The sequence below is a fragment of the Bacillus sp. BS98 genome (assembly GCF_008432245.1).
GTDB classification, from domain to species: Bacteria; Bacillota; Bacilli; order Bacillales; family Bacillaceae_G; genus Bacillus_A; species Bacillus_A toyonensis.
In genome coordinates this window covers 4,690,347-4,706,619 of the sequence record NZ_CP043830.1, presented here as the reverse complement: position 1 = coordinate 4,706,619, position 16,273 = coordinate 4,690,347, and the positions used below count along the sequence as shown (strand labels likewise).

Below are 16,273 nucleotides of genomic sequence, written 5' to 3'. Positions count from 1 at the left end.
TATTTCAAATGAAAAAATTATTACTTACAGCACTTATTTCAACTTCAATTTTTGGGTTAGCTGCTTGTGGCGGGAAAGATAAAGATGAAAAGAAACTAGTTGTTGGGGCTTCTAACGTACCGCACGCTGAAATTTTAGAAAAGGCAAAACCGTTGCTTGAGAAAAAAGGAATTGAATTAGAAGTGAAAAAATTCCAAGATTACGTGTTGCCAAATAAATCGTTAGCGGATAAGGAATTAGATGCAAACTACTTCCAGCACATTCCGTATTTAGAAAAAGAAATTAAAGATAAAAAATATGATTTTGAAATAGCGGGGAAAATTCATTTAGAACCAATTGGTGTATACTCTCAAAAGTATAAGAGCTTAAAAGAACTGCCAGACGGGGCAACAATCATTATGAGTAATTCCGTTACTGACCATGGACGTGGTTTAGCAATTTTACAAAAAGAAGGTATTTTAAAAATTAAAGACGGAGTAGATCCAGTTAGTGCAACTCCGAAAGATATTGCAGATAATCCGAAAAACTTAAAGTTCAAAACGGATATCGAGCCTGGTTTATTACCACAAGTGTATAACAATAAAGAAGGCGACGCTGTTCTAATTAACTCTAACTATGCAATTGATGCGAAATTAAACCCAGAAAAAGATGCGATTGCAATTGAAGGTAGTGATTCTCCGTATGCTAACATCGTAGCAGTTCGTAAAGGGGATAAAGATAAGAAAGAAATTAAAGCTCTTGTAGAAGTGTTGCATTCTAAAGAAATTGAAGACTTTATTACTAAAGAGTATAAAGGGGCAGTTGTTCCTGTAAAAGAATAATTGTTTGAAGAAGGGCTGGTGTATGCCGGCTCTTTTTTTCTAACTACATACCTATAGGGGAGAAGGGGATATCAGATGAAAAAGATTATACTGTCAGTTGTTACAGCGCTATCTGTATTTACATTAGCTGCTTGCGGGGGAAAAGAGGAAAATAAGCTTGTCGTTGGAGCTTCTAACGTGCCGCACGCTGTCATTTTGGAGAAAGCACAGCCAATATTAGAGAAAAAGGGTATTAAATTAGAGATTAAAAAGTTCCAGGACTATGTGTTACCGAATAAAGCGTTAGCGGATAAAGAAATTGATGCGAATTACTTCCAACACATTCCATATTTAGATAAAGAAATTCAAGAAAAAGGATATAAAATTGTAAACGCAGGAAAAATTCATTTAGAACCAATGGGCATTTATTCTAAGAAATATAAAAGCTTAAAAGACCTGCCAGAGGGCGGAACAGTTATTATGAGTAATAACGTGGCTGAGCGCGGCCGTATGTTAGCACTATTACAAAAAGGTGGCGTTATTAAGCTTAAAGATGGAGTAGATGTTGTTAAGGCGACAGTAAAAGATGTTGTAGAAAATCCGAAAAACTTAAAGTTTAAAACAGATGTTGAACCTGGACTGTCACCGAAGCTGTATGAAAATAATGAGGGAGATGCTTTATTTATTAATTCAAACTATGCAATTGATGCGAAATTAAATCCAACAAAGGATGCAATTGCGATTGAAGGATCAGACTCTCCGTATGCAAATATTATTGCAGTTCGTAAAGGTGACGAGAAGAAAAAAGAAATTAAAGAACTGGTAGAAGTATTGCATTCAAAAGAAATTCAGGATTTTATTATTAAAGAATATAAAGGTGCTGTACTTCCGGTAAGTGAATAAACGTAAGGAAAGGACTGGGAATTTATCAGTCCTTTTTTCTTTATATATATAAGAAGAAAGGTGTATCATATAAGGATGCAAAGGAAATACTTATATACATTTGTGAAAAAATTGTTACTTTTTTTCGTCGTTTGCGATATCATTTTATTTGATATAAAATTAGAATGAGAATAAAATGAGAATATGAACGTTTTAGGAATTTTTAAAATGTATATATAGGATTAATGGAGGTATTGAGATGGCTGGTTCTACATTAACGGTTAAAGACTTACACGTATCAATTGACGGCAAAGAAATTTTAAAAGGTGTAAACCTTGAAGTAAAAGGTGGAGAAATCCACGCAATTATGGGACCTAACGGAACAGGTAAATCAACTTTATCTTCTGCAATTATGGGTCACCCAAAGTATGAAGTAACAGAAGGTAGCATCATCATTGACGGTGAAGATGTATTAGAAATGGAAGTAGACGAGCGCGCACAAGCAGGTCTATTCTTAGCAATGCAATATCCAAGTGAAATTAGCGGAGTTACAAACGCTGACTTCTTACGTTCTGCGATTAACGCACGTCGTGAAGAAGGCGATGAAATTTCTCTTATGAAATTTATCCGTACGTTAGATAAAAACATGGAATTCCTAGAAATGGATCCAGAAATGGCACAACGTTACTTAAATGAAGGTTTCTCTGGCGGTGAGAAAAAACGTAATGAGATTCTTCAATTAATGATGATTGAGCCAAAAATTGCAATCTTAGACGAAATCGATTCTGGTCTTGATATCGATGCGTTAAAAGTTGTATCTAAAGGTATTAACCAAATGCGCGGCGAAGAGTTCGGTTGCCTAATGATTACGCATTACCAACGTTTATTAAACTACATCACTCCAGACTTCGTTCACGTTATGATGAACGGTCGTATCGTTAAATCTGGTGGACCTGAGCTTGCACAACGTCTAGAAGCTGAAGGTTACGACTGGATTAAAAAAGAATTAGGTATTGAAGACGAAACAGCAGAGCAAGAAGCGTAAGAGAGGAGCATAAACATGACAATCGGTACATTACCTTTCGATCAAGAAACAATCCGTCAGCGCGCTAGCGAAGTAAACGAAGCTGCTTGGTTGACTGAGTTCCGCTTACAAGCTCTTGCACAAGCAACAGAACTTCCAATGCCAACGCCTGATAAAACGAAAATTGAAAAATGGGACTTTATCGGAAAAGGCGACGCTGCTAAGCAAGAGCCTGTAAGTTCTTTAACAGAGCTTCCAGAAGCAGTGAAAAACTTAATCGATGAAAATAACAGCGTATTAGTACAACGTACTGGTACAACTGCGTTCGTTTCTTTAGCAGACGAAGCAAAAGAAAAAGGTGTTATTTTTACAGACATCGTAACAGCTGCAACAGAGCATGCTGAACTATTACAAAAGTATTTAATGAAAGACGGCGTGAAAGTAGACGAGCATCGTCTAACTGCACTTCATGCTGCATTAATCAACGGCGGTGCATTCGTATATGTTCCGAAAAACGTTGTTCTTGAAACTCCACTTCAAGCTGTATTCTTAGTAGACGGCGAAGAAGCTAACGTATATAACCACGTATTATTCGTAGCTGATGCGAACAGTACTGCAACTTATGTAGAAAACTATGTTGCAAATGAAAATGCTAAAGGTATTGCAAATATCGTAGCAGAAGTAATCGTGGAACAAGGCGCACAAGTGAAATTCGGTGCGGTTGATTTATTAGCAAAAGACGTAACAACTTACGTTAACCGCCGCGGCATTGTAGGACGCGACGGCCGCATTGATTGGGCTCTAGGCCTTATGAATGACGGAAACACAATCTCAGAGAACGTTACGAACTTAATGGGCGACGGTTCATATGCTGATACGAAAACAGTAACAATTGGCCGTGGTAACCAAACACAAAACTTTACAACTAAAGTTGTTCACTTCGGTAAACACTCTGAAGGTTGGATTTTAAAACACGGTGTACAAAAAGATAGTGCAACATCTATCTTTAACGGAATTGGTAAGATTGAACACGGTGCATCTAAATCAAATGCACAACAATCTTCTCGCGTTCTTATGTTAGATGAGAAAGCTCGCGGAGATGCAAACCCAATTCTTTTAATTGACGAAGATGATGTAATGGCAGGTCACGCAGCTTCAGTAGGCCGCGTAGATCCGTACCAATTATACTACTTGATGAGCCGTGGTATTCCAAAACGCGAAGCAGAACGTTTAGTCATCCATGGATTCTTAGCACCTGTAGTAAATGAGCTTCCAATTGAAGGAGTAAAAGCACAGCTTGTTGAGGTAATTGAAAGGAAAGTTCGCTAATGAATATTCATGAAATACGCAAACAGTTTCCAATTCTTGATCAAAAAGTGAACGGCAAACAACTTGTTTATTTCGATAGTGCAGCAACTTCTCAAAAACCAATTCAAGTCATTGAAACGTTAGAACGTTACTATAAAGAATATAATTCTAACGTGCATCGCGGTGTTCATACGCTCGGTACGAAAGCTACTGACGCGTATGAAGGTGCACGTGAGAAAGTTCGCAAGTTTATTAACGCGAAATCAATGGAAGAGATTATTTTCACGCGCGGAACGACAACAGCATTAAATACAGTAGCGGCTAGCTATGGTCTTGAAAATGTAAAAGAAGGCGATGAAATCGTTATTTCTTACATGGAACACCATAGTAACATCATTCCGTGGCAACAAGTTGCGAAGAAAACTGGCGCAACTTTGAAATACCTTCCGCTTCAACTAGACGGTACAATTTCTTTAGAAGATGTTCGTCAAACTGTTACACCGAATACAAAAATCGTTTCTATTATGCACGTGTCAAACGTACTTGGAACGATTAACCCTGTAAAAGAAATCGGAGCAATCGCACATGAAAACGGTGCAATCATGATCGTTGATGGAGCACAAAGTGCACCTCATATGAAAGTGGATGTACAAGATTTAAACTGTGATTTCTACGCATTATCTGCTCATAAGATGTGCGGACCAACAGGTGTCGGCGTATTATATGGTAAGAAAGAATTGCTAAACAATATGGAACCAATTGAATTTGGTGGTGAAATGATTGATTTCGTAGACTTACAAGAATCTACGTGGAAAGAGATTCCGTGGAAGTTCGAAGCAGGTACACCGATTATCGGTAATGCAATCGGACTTGGTGCGGCAATTGATTTCCTAGAAGAAATCGGTCTTCATAATATTGAAAAGCATGAACATGAATTAGCGCAATACGCTTTAGAAAGACTATCAGAAGTAGATGGCGTTACAATTTATGGTCCAAAGCATCGCGCTGGTCTTGTTACATTTAATATTGAAGACGTACATCCTCACGATGTAGCGACAGTATTAGATGTAGAAGGTATTGCGGTTCGCGCAGGACACCACTGTGCACAACCGCTTATGAAGTGGCTGAAAGCTTCTTCAACAGCACGTGCGAGCTTCTATTTATATAATACAAAAGAAGAAATTGATACATTTGTTGAATCGCTAATCAAGACAAAGGAGTATTTCACAAATGTCATTTAATAATTTAGATACGTTATATCGTCAAGTTATTATGGATCATTATAAGAATCCTCGTAACAATGGCGTGCTAGAAGATAGTGTTACAGTAAACTTGAACAATCCAACTTGCGGCGATCGTATTCAACTTACGATGAAAGTAGAAGAAGGTATTGTGCAAGAAGCGAAGTTTGAAGGAGAAGGATGTTCCATCTCAATGTCTTCAGCTTCAATGATGACACAAGCAGTAAAAGGTAAGAAAATTGAAGAGGCACTTCAGCTTTCTAAAATTTTCTCTGATATGATGCTAGGAAAAGAGTACGATGACAGCATCGATTTAGGAGATATTGAAGCATTACAAGGCGTATGCAAGTTCCCTGCACGTATTAAATGTGCAACATTAGCGTGGAAAGCGTTAGAAAAGGGCTTAAACGAAGATAAGTAATGTTAAAGGTTCCTAAAAACGAGGTTATCTAAGGAGGGACACACCAACATGGCGAAGCAACTGCCAGATATCGGCGATTACAAATATGGTTTCAAAGACAAAGACGTTTCGATTTTCCGTGCTGGACGCGGTTTAACAAAAGAAATCGTTGAAGAGATTTCACGTATGAAAGAAGAACCACAGTGGATGTTAGACTTCCGTTTAAAATCACTGGATAAGTTCTATGAAATGCCAATGCCACAATGGGGCGGCGACTTAAATGACTTAGATTTCGATGAAATTACGTACTACGTAAAACCATCTGAGAAATCTGAGAAGTCTTGGGATGAAGTACCTGATGAAATTAAAGCGACATTTGATAAATTAGGTATTCCTGAAGCTGAGCAAAAATATTTAGCTGGTGTATCTGCACAGTACGAATCTGAAGTTGTATACCACAACATGAAAGAAGACCTAGAAGCTCTAGGAATCGTCTTCAAAGATACAGATAGCGCATTAAAAGAGAACGAAGATATTTTCCGTGAGCATTTCGGAAAAGTAATCCCACCAACAGACAACAAATTCTCTGCATTAAACTCTGCAGTTTGGTCTGGTGGATCATTCATCTACGTTCCAAAAGGTATTAAAGTTGATACACCACTTCAAGCGTATTTCCGTATTAACTCTGAAAATATGGGACAATTCGAGCGTACGCTTATCATCGTAGACGAAGGCGCACACGTACACTACGTAGAAGGTTGTACAGCGCCTGTTTACACGACTAACTCACTTCACAGTGCGGTAGTAGAAATCATCATTAAGAAAGATGCATATTGCCGTTATACAACAATCCAAAACTGGGCGAACAACGTATACAACCTAGTTACAAAACGTGCGGTTTGTGAAGAAAACGCAACGATGGAATGGATTGACGGTAACATTGGATCTAAATTAACGATGAAATACCCAGCAGTTATCTTAAAAGGCGAAGGCGCTCGTGGTTTAACGTTATCTATCGCGATTGCTGGTAAAGGCCAACACCAAGATGCTGGTGCGAAAATGATTCACTTAGCACCAAACACTTCTTCAACAATCGTTTCTAAATCGATTGCGAAGCATGGTGGTAAAGTAACTTACCGTGGTATCGTACACTTCGGACCAAAAGCGAAAAACTCTCGCTCTAACATCGAGTGTGACACGTTAATCATGGATAACCAATCTACATCTGATACAATTCCTTACAACGAAATAAAAAACGATTACGTTTCACTTGAGCACGAAGCGAAAGTATCGAAAGTATCAGAAGAACAATTATTCTACCTAATGAGCCGCGGTATTTCTGAGCAAGAAGCTACAGAAATGATCGTAATGGGCTTCATCGAGCCATTCACTCGCGAACTTCCAATGGAATACGCAGTTGAAATGAACCGCCTAATCAAGTTTGAGATGGAAGGTTCTATTGGTTAAATAGAAACGCGGAGCCGACTGTTCAGCCCCGTTGGCTAAGGTTCTTAGACATGAGGGGCTAGGAGGCGAAGCTGGATAATATTTAAAAGTGGAAGCAGCTTATTCTAGCCGCTAGAACTGGATAATATATGTATGAAGAAAGCGTCCTGCTGTGCAGGGCGCTTTTTTATTTGTTATTTATCCCGCATTAACGGGCAGTAAGGCCCCCACCTCAAAATTCAGTGGAAGCAAAGAAGTTAGGTGGGGGGCGGGCTGCCCGTAAAAGCCTTCACCAATCGGAGATGGGGAAAGAGATACCCGGGTGGGTGTTCGGCTAAATATATCAACGATTTTTCAAATATATCGATCATAAATGGGAATATATCAACGATTATTTCAATATATCAACGTTTCGACAAGGAATATCGATTTGTCGACAAAGTAAGACAAAAGAAAAACCTCACATACCCCAAACATTTTATAAGAACAGAGAACGACTAGATTTAAGACAAAGATACTGACAAATCCACTTGAACAACCACCCACTGAATTCTCTATTAAACTTTTTGACCAATCCCCCACTTCACCATCTAAAATCCTTTCACACCAACTAGAAAAAACAAAAGTTTCCATATAAAAAAGACAATCTTTTGCTTTTTCTCATAATGCGAGTACAATGTAAAATAGCAAGAAAAGACGAAAAGTATTTACAGGATTATTGCGTACGTATAGCGTAAATGGCAGTAAGGAATTGAGAGGAGGTTTTTTCCCTGAATATAAATAAAGAAACAATCATCCACCTTTATCATACAAACGATATACATAGTCATTTTGAAAATTGGCCGCAAATTTATCGGTTTGTACAAGGGGAGAAAAAGCGAAGACAGGAAGCGGGAGAGACCGCTTTGACGGTTGATATCGGCGATCATGTGGATCGTTTTCACAGTATTTCGGAAGCGACGAATGGGCTTGGCAATACGAAGCTTTTAAATGAGGCGTTATATGATTATGTAACGATTGGAAATAATGAAGGAATTACGTTAGCGAAGGAGCATTTGAATCGTCTATATGATGATGCTGGATTTGAGGTGCTCGTCGCGAATTTATTTGAAAAAGAAGGTATACGTCCAGCATGGGCAAAGCCTTATAAATTACATACAACGACAGATGGAATTACGATTGCTTTTATTGGATTAACGGTAGCATATCCCGAGTTTTATCAAATGTTAGACTGGCACATTGAAGATCCAATCGAGCATTTAGAGTCTATTTTAGAAGAAGTGAAAGATGAGGCGCATATTAAAGTTGTCCTATCTCACCTTGGAAAAAGCATGGATGAGTATATGGCGGAGCATTATGATATAGATGTTATTTTAGGTGCACATACGCATCATTTATTTGAGCGCGGTGTTCTTATGAATAATACTTTACTTTGTTGTTGTGAAAAGTGGGGCCGTTACGTTGGGCACGTGCAGCTTACTGTGGATAAAGAGACGAAGAGACTGTTGAAGAAGGACGGTAGAGCGATTAAGACAGAGCGGTTAGGTGCTTATAGTAAACCGTTATCCACAATTGAAATGCTGCAGGAAGAAAGTAAGCATATCATGGCAGAGCCTGTCGTTCATTTAAAGGAATCATTACCAGTTGATTGGTTTCATGAGACACCATTTTCGCACATGTTAGCAAATGCGCTGAAAACGTGGTGCGGTGCAGAGATTGGAATGGTGAACGCTGGTGTACTTCTTGAGGGATTAGAAGAAGGTGTTGTGACGCGCGGAGATATTCACAGAATTTGTCCACATCCAATTAATCCATGTGCGTTGAAAGTGTCAGGAAAAACATTAAGAGAAGTGATCTTGAAAGCACGCCGCCCGAATATGGAGAATCTTGAGGTGAAAGGATTCGGATTTCGAGGAAAAGTGATGGGGAAAATGATTTACGCTGGTGTAGAAGTCATTCCAGATACGACTCCTGGGAATAAAATTTTACTCGAAGATGTATTGATTAACGGGGAATCGCTGGAATTAGATCGTATATATACGGTTGGAACGATTGATATGTTTACATTCGGATACTTATACCCAGAGCTATCCACACTTTCTGACAAACAATATTATATGCCGGAACTACTTAGAGATGTGTTAACAGACGTGTTGATAACTCATACATCTTCCGTCAAACTATAGGCTAGTTACTTGTAACACTCATTTTTCTCTTGTCATACAGATAAGAAAGAGAGGAGTGTGAACTATGGTTAATGTGGAGCCAATTATAATCGATAATTATACGTTTATTGCGGTTAGTGTAAAACTTCCAAAGACAAATTTGCTAGCCGTAATGAGCGATACAGGATATATTATGTGTGGTGCATTAGATGTAGGTCTTTTAAATGAGAAGTTAGGTGATCGGGGAATTATTGCTGGCCGTGCGGTTGGTGTAAGAACCATTGAACAACTTCTTGAAGCACCGTTAGAATCCGTAACGACTGGAGCGGAAGCGTTAGGTATTCCAGTAGGAACGATTGGAAAAGAAGCGTTATTAAAAATGAGATAAGCATATATCGTCCCTCCTTCTTGCATAGAAATGATATAAGAAGGAGGTTTTTTTATGAGCATATTTCGTTCGAAAAATTCGCGGTTTCGAAGGGGACCTATTTCCTTTCGGTACATACTGCTTATGTCGTTTATTCTTTTTGTGATATTACTAATGCAAGGATTATGGATTGTGAATAACAGCATTCAGCCAACGTTAATGAAATATGGGGAAGTAGAGACGCATAAAATGGCGACAGCAGTCATGACGAAGGCGGTAAAGGATAGAATTAATGAAGGATTCGACGTCGATTCATTAATGAAAGTACAAACGGATCGGAACGGAAGAGTATCTACAATTAATTTAAATACAAAGCAAGTAAATGAAATCGTAACATCAACGACCACATACATAGAAAAATATTTACAGCAAGTAGAACAAGGGAATTTGAAGGAGCTAGGTATTTCTGAAAAAAACGGGGCGACTATGGCAGTTCCTTTTGGTCGTGTAACGGATAATGTGCTTCTCGGACATCTGGGGCCAGATATTCCGATTGATTTCACGACAATCGGTCATGTAAACACGGATATTAAACAAAAAATTGAGCCGCATGGGATTAATAATACAGCGATTCAAATTGTTATGGAGATGGAAGTAACGTTGCAAGTGATTATTCCATTTCATACGAAAGAAATAAAAGTGAAACAAGATGTTCCGATTGCAACGCGCATTGTTCAAGGAGAAGTGCCTACTTATTATGGAAGCGGTGGCGTTGTTGTACCGGATAAAAAGAAAACGGATAGTTAGCGAATATAAAGTGAAACTTTAATCAGTGGGGGGCTTTTACGGGCAGTTGATCCCCAACCGACCGAACGCCTTTGCTTTCGCTGAATTTTGAGGTAGGGATCTTACTGCCGGGCAAATAGCGGGATAAAAAATAACCGTAGCAATCTGCTACGGTTATCGTTTTGTATTTGCTCGTTCTTTGCGTTCCCACAAGCTTAAATGCATGTATGGATCGAAGGCCCATTCTGTATAGCCATTGTCTTTATACATGCCAAAATGTAAGTGGGGCGGAAATTTTCCGGCTGTACCAGGAGGTCCATAACCGGTGCTACCAACAAATCCGATTACTTTTCCTGGCTCAACAATTTGTCCAAGCTGTATTTCTTTTGAGAACCCGCCTAAATGTGCGTAATAATGGTAATTATTATGCAGATCGCGAATGCCGATACGCCATCCACCAAGACGGTTCCATCCTTTTGTCTCAATAATGCCATAGCAAGTCGATCTTACTGGTACACCATATCCTGCAAAAATATCGGTTCCTTCATGAACTCTTCTTCCTCCAAAACTTCTTCCAGCGCCGAAAGTACTACGGTAGCTATGGTCACTGCGAATTGGGAGAGGAAAAGCATTTCCTTCTAAATTAATACGTCCATAATGTTTATAAATTCGGGCGTATTCACTAATTAAATCAACTGTTTTTGCACGTCTATAATATTCCCAGAGCATAATTTTAATACGGTCTTCTGACGTTCCTTGTTTCCTTAAAATAGTCGCTGCGGTATGCAGAAGATCACGGTCGCTACTTGCATTTGCAAATCCATCTTTGTCACCATCTAAACCTATTCCGCCAAATAGAGAAATTGTATGGGGGAGAGTATCGTTACTATTAATAGGTCCAGCCCATATTTCTGGTTTGAAATAAAGGGAAATGATGGCATCTGGTTTTTTCGGAATATCTTTTCTTACGCTCCGTATATTTCTTTCATATTGATCCATTGCAGCTAAGTAATACCACGGAATGCCTGAAGACTGCTCGGTTTCTTTATATAGTGCCATGCGCTTTTCGTATATGCTTTGCTGATTATCTTCACCGTAAGCGATGTTTTGGTGGAGAAGAAAGCAAATTGAAAGCAAAAGAGAAATTTTTCGAAGCATGAAATAGACTCCTTTCACAACATCACTCTTTTTAGTGTGGGATATACGGAGTATTTCATTATAGGGAACGATTGGAAAAAATCTTAGAATCTTCATTTGAGCAAATCGCTTTCATACGTTAGAATAGATATGTTACATTGAAAGAAGCGAACACGGTAAACTATTTCATATTGTGCGGAGTTGATAACCATGACAAAACAAACAGAATATAAGCGCAAGCCCGAATGGTTGAAAATTAAGTTAAACACGAATGAAAACTATACAGGCTTAAAGAAAATGATGCGTTCTAAAAATCTTCATACCGTTTGTGAAGAGGCAAAATGTCCGAATATTCATGAATGCTGGGCTGTAAGAAAAACAGCAACATTTATGATTTTAGGTGCGGTTTGTACACGTGCTTGTCGTTTTTGTGCGGTTAAAACAGGCTTACCAACTGAGCTTGATTTACAAGAACCAGAACGCGTAGCAGATTCAGTAGTACAAATGGGCTTAAAGCACGTCGTTATAACAGCGGTTGCACGTGATGATTTAAAGGACGGGGGAGCAGCTGTTTTTGCTGAAACAGTACGAGCAGTACGTCGTAAAAACCCATTCACGTCTATCGAAGTATTACCATCTGATATGGGTGGAGTAGAAGAAAACTTAAAAATGTTAATGGATGCAAAACCAGATATTTTAAACCATAACATTGAAACAGTACGTCGATTATCTGACCGAGTTCGCGCTAGAGCAAAATATGATCGTTCATTAGAGTTTTTACGTCGAGCGAAAGAAATGCAGCCTGATATTCCAACTAAATCGAGCATTATGGTGGGCTTAGGTGAAACGAGAGAAGATTTAATTGAAGCAATGGATGACTTACGTGCAAACAATGTGGATATTTTAACTCTTGGGCAATACCTACAACCATCTAAGAAGCATTTACCAGTTCTTAAATATTACCCACCAGCAGAATTTGCAGAGCTTAAAGAAATTGCACTTAGCAAAGGATTTAGCCACTGTGAAGCTGGCCCACTTGTACGTTCTTCTTATCATGCGGACGAGCAAGTACGTTCTGCAAAAGAAAAAACAGCAGAAGCCAAATAATGAAAAAAGAGAGCTAACCATTAGCTCTCTTTTTGTTTGTACTCTAAAACAGTATTTGGGCATGTGAATACAATTTTTTTTAATTCCTCTGTGGATAATTCAATTGTAAATTCGGGTACACCAGGTGTAATCAAAATTTTATCGTACGTATAAATGGAACTATCCACAATAATCGTTACATCTTGTGAATAACCGAAAGGAGCTACACAGCCAGGGGTGCAACCAGTTTTTTCTCGTAACTCATGTGGAGAGCAAAGTGATAAGCTTTCTCCTGTTATTTCTTTCATTTCTCCTCGGTCGAGCCGAGTACCCTCTAACGTAAAAAATACGAAATAATCTCCGGATTTTGATTTTAAAAATAAGCTTTTACTTGGAGTACCTTGCAAACCGAGTCTTTCACGCACGATACGATCTGTCTCATAATCAAGCACTGGCTCGTGTTCAAACTTTTCATAAGAAATATTTGTTTTATGTAGTAAAGAAAGTACATCTTCATACATATGGAATGATACCCCTCTCTATTGTTAATACAGTCTCTTCTCGTGGCGTCAACTGAGTGTTTTGGAAAGGGATACTACTTGGACGATGCTTCCCATAATCGCTTTATGATACTTTGTTCACCAATTGTAATTTCGTAAACATCAGGATTCGTTAAAGTTCTCCATTCATTAAAGCCGATCGTATGATCAAAGTGCTTTAAAATGAGTGTAAGTAAGTTTCCATGTGTAACGAGTAGTGTTGTAGTATGGTTTAATTTTAAAACGTCTTGGATAAGCGATATAGCACGGTCCGTCGCTTGTTTTGTTGACTCTCCGCCTGAAAAGGCAATATCTATGTTTGTAAAAGTAGATTCTAGTTTTGGCATCCAATCATCCATCGGAACGTTGCTTAATATACGTTCAGCTAATCGTTCATCCTCTTCGATAGATAGGTTAGCTTGGAGCGCATAGGGCCGAATAGAATCGATAGCTCGGACAAATGGGCTCGAAATAATATGATCTATTTGTATCTGATTTTCTAAAAGGAATGTAGCAAGGATATTAGCTTGATTTTTTCCGGCAGTCGTTAATTCGGCATCACGTTTTTGTCCAGTTGCGGAACAATGTCGTATTACAATAATTTTATTCATAATTCATCCCCATCTTTCAAGTTGACGCTATATACTTCGACAAATGTGGAAAAAATTCCTTTTTCTTGGAAACGGACTAGCGATTTAAGTATGTGGAAAAGTAATGTGGATAAAAAAAATTGAGGTGTCACTATGAAAAAATGATGTGCATTGTATTCATTATTTGTTTTCTTATGCAATTATCCACAACATATGCAGAATCCAATCAAAAGTTAGATTATCCAAGTAATCGAAATAAGCCATTTGTGAGTGAGGATGTGTTTTATAAACAGTTAGATAAGAAAATTTATAAAGAATACAAAAATGTAGCATATAGTGTTCGTAAAAAAATCTCATTTAAAGAAGTGCCTGATGAAGAATTTTCTTTCCTACAAAAAACAGCTGTCGGTTGTCGAAGTAGAGTGGTGCTTCAAGATTTTTTTGTTCACCCTGATCGCCAAGTGTACTTCTTTGCTTCTTTTACTCAAAATGAAGTAGAAGAGTTTCATAAGTATATCGTTATAGATGCAGAAACAAAGAGGGAGCTGCAAGAGGGCAAAAGTTATCATCATTGTGATAATCCTTATAAAGTGAAACTTTAATCAGTGGGGGATTTGTCCACTGATTATTAGTTGAACCAATCGGGTAGTTGATCTCCCGCCTAACTTCTCTGCATTTGCCGAACTTTGAGGTGAGAGTCCTACTGCCCGTTAGTGCGGAGTAAAAAATAACCCACCAACTGGTGGGTTATTTTTTACTCCGGCACACTCATTAATTTCACTTTCATTTTGCGAATCACAACGAGAGCACAAATTGTTAGTAGAAGAGTAATCCCTTCTGCAACAAAGATGTTGATCGTTTTTGTTTGGTAAAGTGCTGCGAAAAAGTCTACAAATGCGTGGAATAATATAGCATATACAAGGAAGATGTACTTCTTTTGTTTTACTGCGTATAAAACAAGCATTGTAAAGGCAATTTGCAATACGAGTGCCATAATTCTTTCTACGCTACCAAGGAAGTAAAAATAGGCAGGCTGCTCGATTAACATGTCCTTTACAAGATTTAATTGAGGTAGTTTTTCTGCCATTTGAGCGAAGCTACCATCGTTAATAGCATTTGCGAATATAAGAGTTTGCAATGCAGAGAATCCGCCAACTAAAATAGATTCTATCCCGCCGTGACCAATTCCGTAAGCAAAGCCATCTTTATATTCTAGATATTTTTTTAGTAGGAAGAAGAAGGCAACGAAGCGTCCTAATTCTTCAAAAATACCAGCAGTTAGCCCGCCATAAAGTGCGAAGACAAATGGATTTTCTAAAAATGGAGCGATTGCTGGATTACCGCGCATAAATAGATGAAATGGTGTTTCGAGAATTTGGGTAAATCCGATAAAGATAAGAACACCAACTCCGACCACTTTCCAATTAATATTATATTTTTTACGGAAATAAACGAGTACAATAATTGGGACCAGAACCGAAACAACGAGTTGCATAATGATGCTGGCAATTACAGTATTTGAAACCATACTTTCACCGCTTTCTAATATATGTACATATCTATTATGCATGAAATATGGGAGAGATGAAACTTTTAGAGATAAATTGAAACTTTAATCAATGGGAGTGTTGTCTATTCCCCGAATTTTGAGGTGAGGGTATTACTGCTCGCAAATAGAGGGATAAAATGAATTTACTTATTGACTCTAACGTTGCGTCATACTTTATCGTATGTATTAAGGGGGAGATACAAATGACAATGAGAGTAAAAGAAGTAGCTGATTTAGTTGGAATTAGTGTGCGCACACTGCATCATTACGATGAAATTGGGTTGTTAACCCCAGACGAGACGACAGAATCTGGATATCGTCTGTATTCTGACGAAAATTTAGAGACACTGCAGCAAATTTTATTTTTTAAAGAGCTAGGCTTCCCTTTGAAGAAAATTAAAGAAATTATCATGAGTCCGTCATTTGATCGCGAAGAAGCATTACAGCTTCATAAGAAAATGCTTCTTGAAAAACGTGCGAGGTTAGATAAGGTGATTGCGACGATTGATAAAACAATTCAGCATACAAAAGGAGAGATTGAAATGACGAACAAAGAGAAATTTGAAGGATTTGATTTTAGCCATAACCCATATGAAGAAGAAGCGCGTGAAAGATGGGGAGATACAGCTGTAGATAAAGCGAACGAATATGCAAAAGGTATGTCAAAAGAGAATCAGGAAGAGTTTAATACTATTTACAGAAATTTAGCGGCGCTTAGACATGGTGCACCTGATTCTAAAGAGGCACAAGAAGCTATTAAAGTATGGTATGATTACTTGCAAAACTTTGGTGAATATTCATTAGAAGCCTTCAAGGGACTCGGTCAAATGTACGTCGCTGATGAGCGCTTCACGAAAAATATTGATAAGTTTGGCGAAGGGTTAGCACAGTTTATGTGTGATGCGATGGAGGTTTATGCGGATCGTAATAAAAAATAAAAAGTAAAACAGGTG

At 38.2% G+C, this 16,273-nt stretch carries 17 protein-coding genes; 13 read left to right on the top strand and 4 right to left on the bottom strand.

What is annotated here, in order from left to right; translation table 11 throughout:
- Positions 1-8 precede the first annotated feature (8 nt).
- From metQ (F0362_RS24645) to yunB, 10 genes are all read left to right on the top strand, one after another.
- Complete coding sequence (metQ, locus tag F0362_RS24645; protein ID WP_000735098.1) at positions 9-821, top strand: methionine ABC transporter substrate-binding lipoprotein MetQ; 813 nt, start codon at positions 9-11, stop codon at positions 819-821.
- Positions 822-896: 75 nt separating this feature from the next.
- Positions 897-1,703, top strand: a complete 807-nt coding sequence (metQ, locus tag F0362_RS24640; RefSeq protein ID WP_000720647.1) for a methionine ABC transporter substrate-binding lipoprotein MetQ — start codon at positions 897-899, stop codon at positions 1,701-1,703.
- A gap of 238 nt (positions 1,704-1,941) precedes the next feature.
- On the top strand, positions 1,942-2,727 hold the full coding sequence (gene sufC, locus F0362_RS24635) for a Fe-S cluster assembly ATPase SufC (protein ID WP_000929162.1): 786 nt from the start codon (positions 1,942-1,944) through the stop codon (positions 2,725-2,727).
- Between the two features lie 15 nt (positions 2,728-2,742).
- A complete protein-coding gene (gene sufD / locus F0362_RS24630) occupies positions 2,743-4,035 on the top strand; it encodes a Fe-S cluster assembly protein SufD (protein WP_000152176.1) in 1,293 nt (430 codons plus the stop codon).
- Entirely contained in the window at positions 4,035-5,255 is a 1,221-nt protein-coding gene (sufS, locus tag F0362_RS24625) for a cysteine desulfurase SufS (RefSeq protein WP_061530580.1), read from the top strand. The genes sufD and sufS overlap by 1 nt, the downstream gene beginning before the upstream one ends.
- A complete protein-coding gene (gene sufU / locus F0362_RS24620) occupies positions 5,245-5,676 on the top strand; it encodes a Fe-S cluster assembly sulfur transfer protein SufU (protein WP_000009525.1) in 432 nt (143 codons plus the stop codon). The genes sufS and sufU overlap by 11 nt, the downstream gene beginning before the upstream one ends.
- A gap of 48 nt (positions 5,677-5,724) precedes the next feature.
- Positions 5,725-7,122: a Fe-S cluster assembly protein SufB gene (gene sufB / locus F0362_RS24615; RefSeq protein ID WP_001118824.1), complete on the top strand. Its 1,398-nt coding sequence runs from the start codon at positions 5,725-5,727 to the stop codon at positions 7,120-7,122.
- A 749-nt stretch (positions 7,123-7,871) separates the two neighbouring features.
- On the top strand, positions 7,872-9,287 hold the full coding sequence (locus tag F0362_RS24605) for a bifunctional metallophosphatase/5'-nucleotidase (protein ID WP_199804721.1): 1,416 nt from the start codon (positions 7,872-7,874) through the stop codon (positions 9,285-9,287).
- Positions 9,288-9,351: 64 nt separating this feature from the next.
- Positions 9,352-9,654, top strand: a complete 303-nt coding sequence (locus tag F0362_RS24600; RefSeq protein ID WP_000248471.1) for a YunC family protein — start codon at positions 9,352-9,354, stop codon at positions 9,652-9,654.
- A 54-nt stretch (positions 9,655-9,708) separates the two neighbouring features.
- Positions 9,709-10,440, top strand: a complete 732-nt coding sequence (gene yunB / locus F0362_RS24595) for a sporulation protein YunB (protein ID WP_002093086.1) — start codon at positions 9,709-9,711, stop codon at positions 10,438-10,440.
- A gap of 153 nt (positions 10,441-10,593) precedes the next feature.
- On the opposite strand, the gene F0362_RS24590 is transcribed toward yunB, so the two are convergent.
- The gene (locus F0362_RS24590; protein ID WP_000944667.1) at positions 10,594-11,577 is read right to left on the bottom strand and encodes a M23 family metallopeptidase; all 984 of its coding nucleotides are present in this window, start codon (positions 11,575-11,577) and stop codon (positions 10,594-10,596) included.
- A 189-nt stretch (positions 11,578-11,766) separates the two neighbouring features.
- Between F0362_RS24590 and lipA the strand changes: the two genes are divergently transcribed.
- Positions 11,767-12,663 (top strand): lipoyl synthase, encoded by an 897-nt coding sequence (gene lipA, locus F0362_RS24585; RefSeq protein ID WP_000166369.1) that lies wholly within the window; start codon positions 11,767-11,769, stop codon positions 12,661-12,663.
- 20 nt (positions 12,664-12,683) lie between these two features.
- Here the strand turns inward: lipA and F0362_RS24580 are convergent, their stop codons facing one another.
- Entirely contained in the window at positions 12,684-13,163 is a 480-nt protein-coding gene (locus tag F0362_RS24580) for a YbaK/EbsC family protein (RefSeq protein ID WP_000272757.1), read from the bottom strand.
- A gap of 74 nt (positions 13,164-13,237) precedes the next feature.
- The gene (locus tag F0362_RS24575; RefSeq protein ID WP_001033547.1) at positions 13,238-13,792 is read right to left on the bottom strand and encodes a histidine phosphatase family protein; all 555 of its coding nucleotides are present in this window, start codon (positions 13,790-13,792) and stop codon (positions 13,238-13,240) included.
- A 140-nt stretch (positions 13,793-13,932) separates the two neighbouring features.
- Between F0362_RS24575 and F0362_RS24570 the strand changes: the two genes are divergently transcribed.
- Positions 13,933-14,373, top strand: coding sequence for a hypothetical protein (locus F0362_RS24570; RefSeq protein ID WP_002104427.1), 441 nt, complete (start codon positions 13,933-13,935; stop codon positions 14,371-14,373).
- 152 nt (positions 14,374-14,525) lie between these two features.
- On the opposite strand, the gene F0362_RS24565 is transcribed toward F0362_RS24570, so the two are convergent.
- Positions 14,526-15,341 (bottom strand): YhfC family intramembrane metalloprotease, encoded by an 816-nt coding sequence (locus tag F0362_RS24565; protein WP_002039875.1) that lies wholly within the window; start codon positions 15,339-15,341, stop codon positions 14,526-14,528.
- A 182-nt stretch (positions 15,342-15,523) separates the two neighbouring features.
- Between F0362_RS24565 and F0362_RS24560 the strand changes: the two genes are divergently transcribed.
- On the top strand, positions 15,524-16,258 hold the full coding sequence (locus tag F0362_RS24560) for a MerR family transcriptional regulator (RefSeq protein WP_000178763.1): 735 nt from the start codon (positions 15,524-15,526) through the stop codon (positions 16,256-16,258).
- Positions 16,259-16,273: the final 15 nt, after the last annotated feature.

Bases quoted from the DNA above. Each gene is read 5' to 3' on its own strand.
- sufD (WP_000152176.1), top strand. From the start codon at position 2,743: ATGACAATCGGTACATTACCTTTCGATCAAGAAACAATCCGTCAGCGC.
- F0362_RS24560 (WP_000178763.1), top strand. From the start codon at position 15,524: ATGACAATGAGAGTAAAAGAAGTAGCTGATTTAGTTGGAATTAGTGTG.
- lipA (WP_000166369.1), top strand. From the start codon at position 11,767: ATGACAAAACAAACAGAATATAAGCGCAAGCCCGAATGGTTGAAAATT.
- sufS (WP_061530580.1), top strand. From the start codon at position 4,035: ATGAATATTCATGAAATACGCAAACAGTTTCCAATTCTTGATCAAAAA.
- F0362_RS24590 (WP_000944667.1), bottom strand. From the start codon at position 11,577: ATGCTTCGAAAAATTTCTCTTTTGCTTTCAATTTGCTTTCTTCTCCAC.
- F0362_RS24580 (WP_000272757.1), bottom strand. From the start codon at position 13,163: ATGTATGAAGATGTACTTTCTTTACTACATAAAACAAATATTTCTTAT.
- F0362_RS24600 (WP_000248471.1), top strand. From the start codon at position 9,352: ATGGTTAATGTGGAGCCAATTATAATCGATAATTATACGTTTATTGCG.
- metQ (WP_000735098.1), top strand. From the start codon at position 9: ATGAAAAAATTATTACTTACAGCACTTATTTCAACTTCAATTTTTGGG.
- metQ (WP_000720647.1), top strand. From the start codon at position 897: ATGAAAAAGATTATACTGTCAGTTGTTACAGCGCTATCTGTATTTACA.
- F0362_RS24565 (WP_002039875.1), bottom strand. From the start codon at position 15,341: ATGCATAATAGATATGTACATATATTAGAAAGCGGTGAAAGTATGGTT.
- sufC (WP_000929162.1), top strand. From the start codon at position 1,942: ATGGCTGGTTCTACATTAACGGTTAAAGACTTACACGTATCAATTGAC.
- yunB (WP_002093086.1), top strand. From the start codon at position 9,709: ATGAGCATATTTCGTTCGAAAAATTCGCGGTTTCGAAGGGGACCTATT.
- F0362_RS24575 (WP_001033547.1), bottom strand. From the start codon at position 13,792: ATGAATAAAATTATTGTAATACGACATTGTTCCGCAACTGGACAAAAA.
- sufB (WP_001118824.1), top strand. From the start codon at position 5,725: ATGGCGAAGCAACTGCCAGATATCGGCGATTACAAATATGGTTTCAAA.
- sufU (WP_000009525.1), top strand. From the start codon at position 5,245: ATGTCATTTAATAATTTAGATACGTTATATCGTCAAGTTATTATGGAT.
- F0362_RS24570 (WP_002104427.1), top strand. From the start codon at position 13,933: ATGATGTGCATTGTATTCATTATTTGTTTTCTTATGCAATTATCCACA.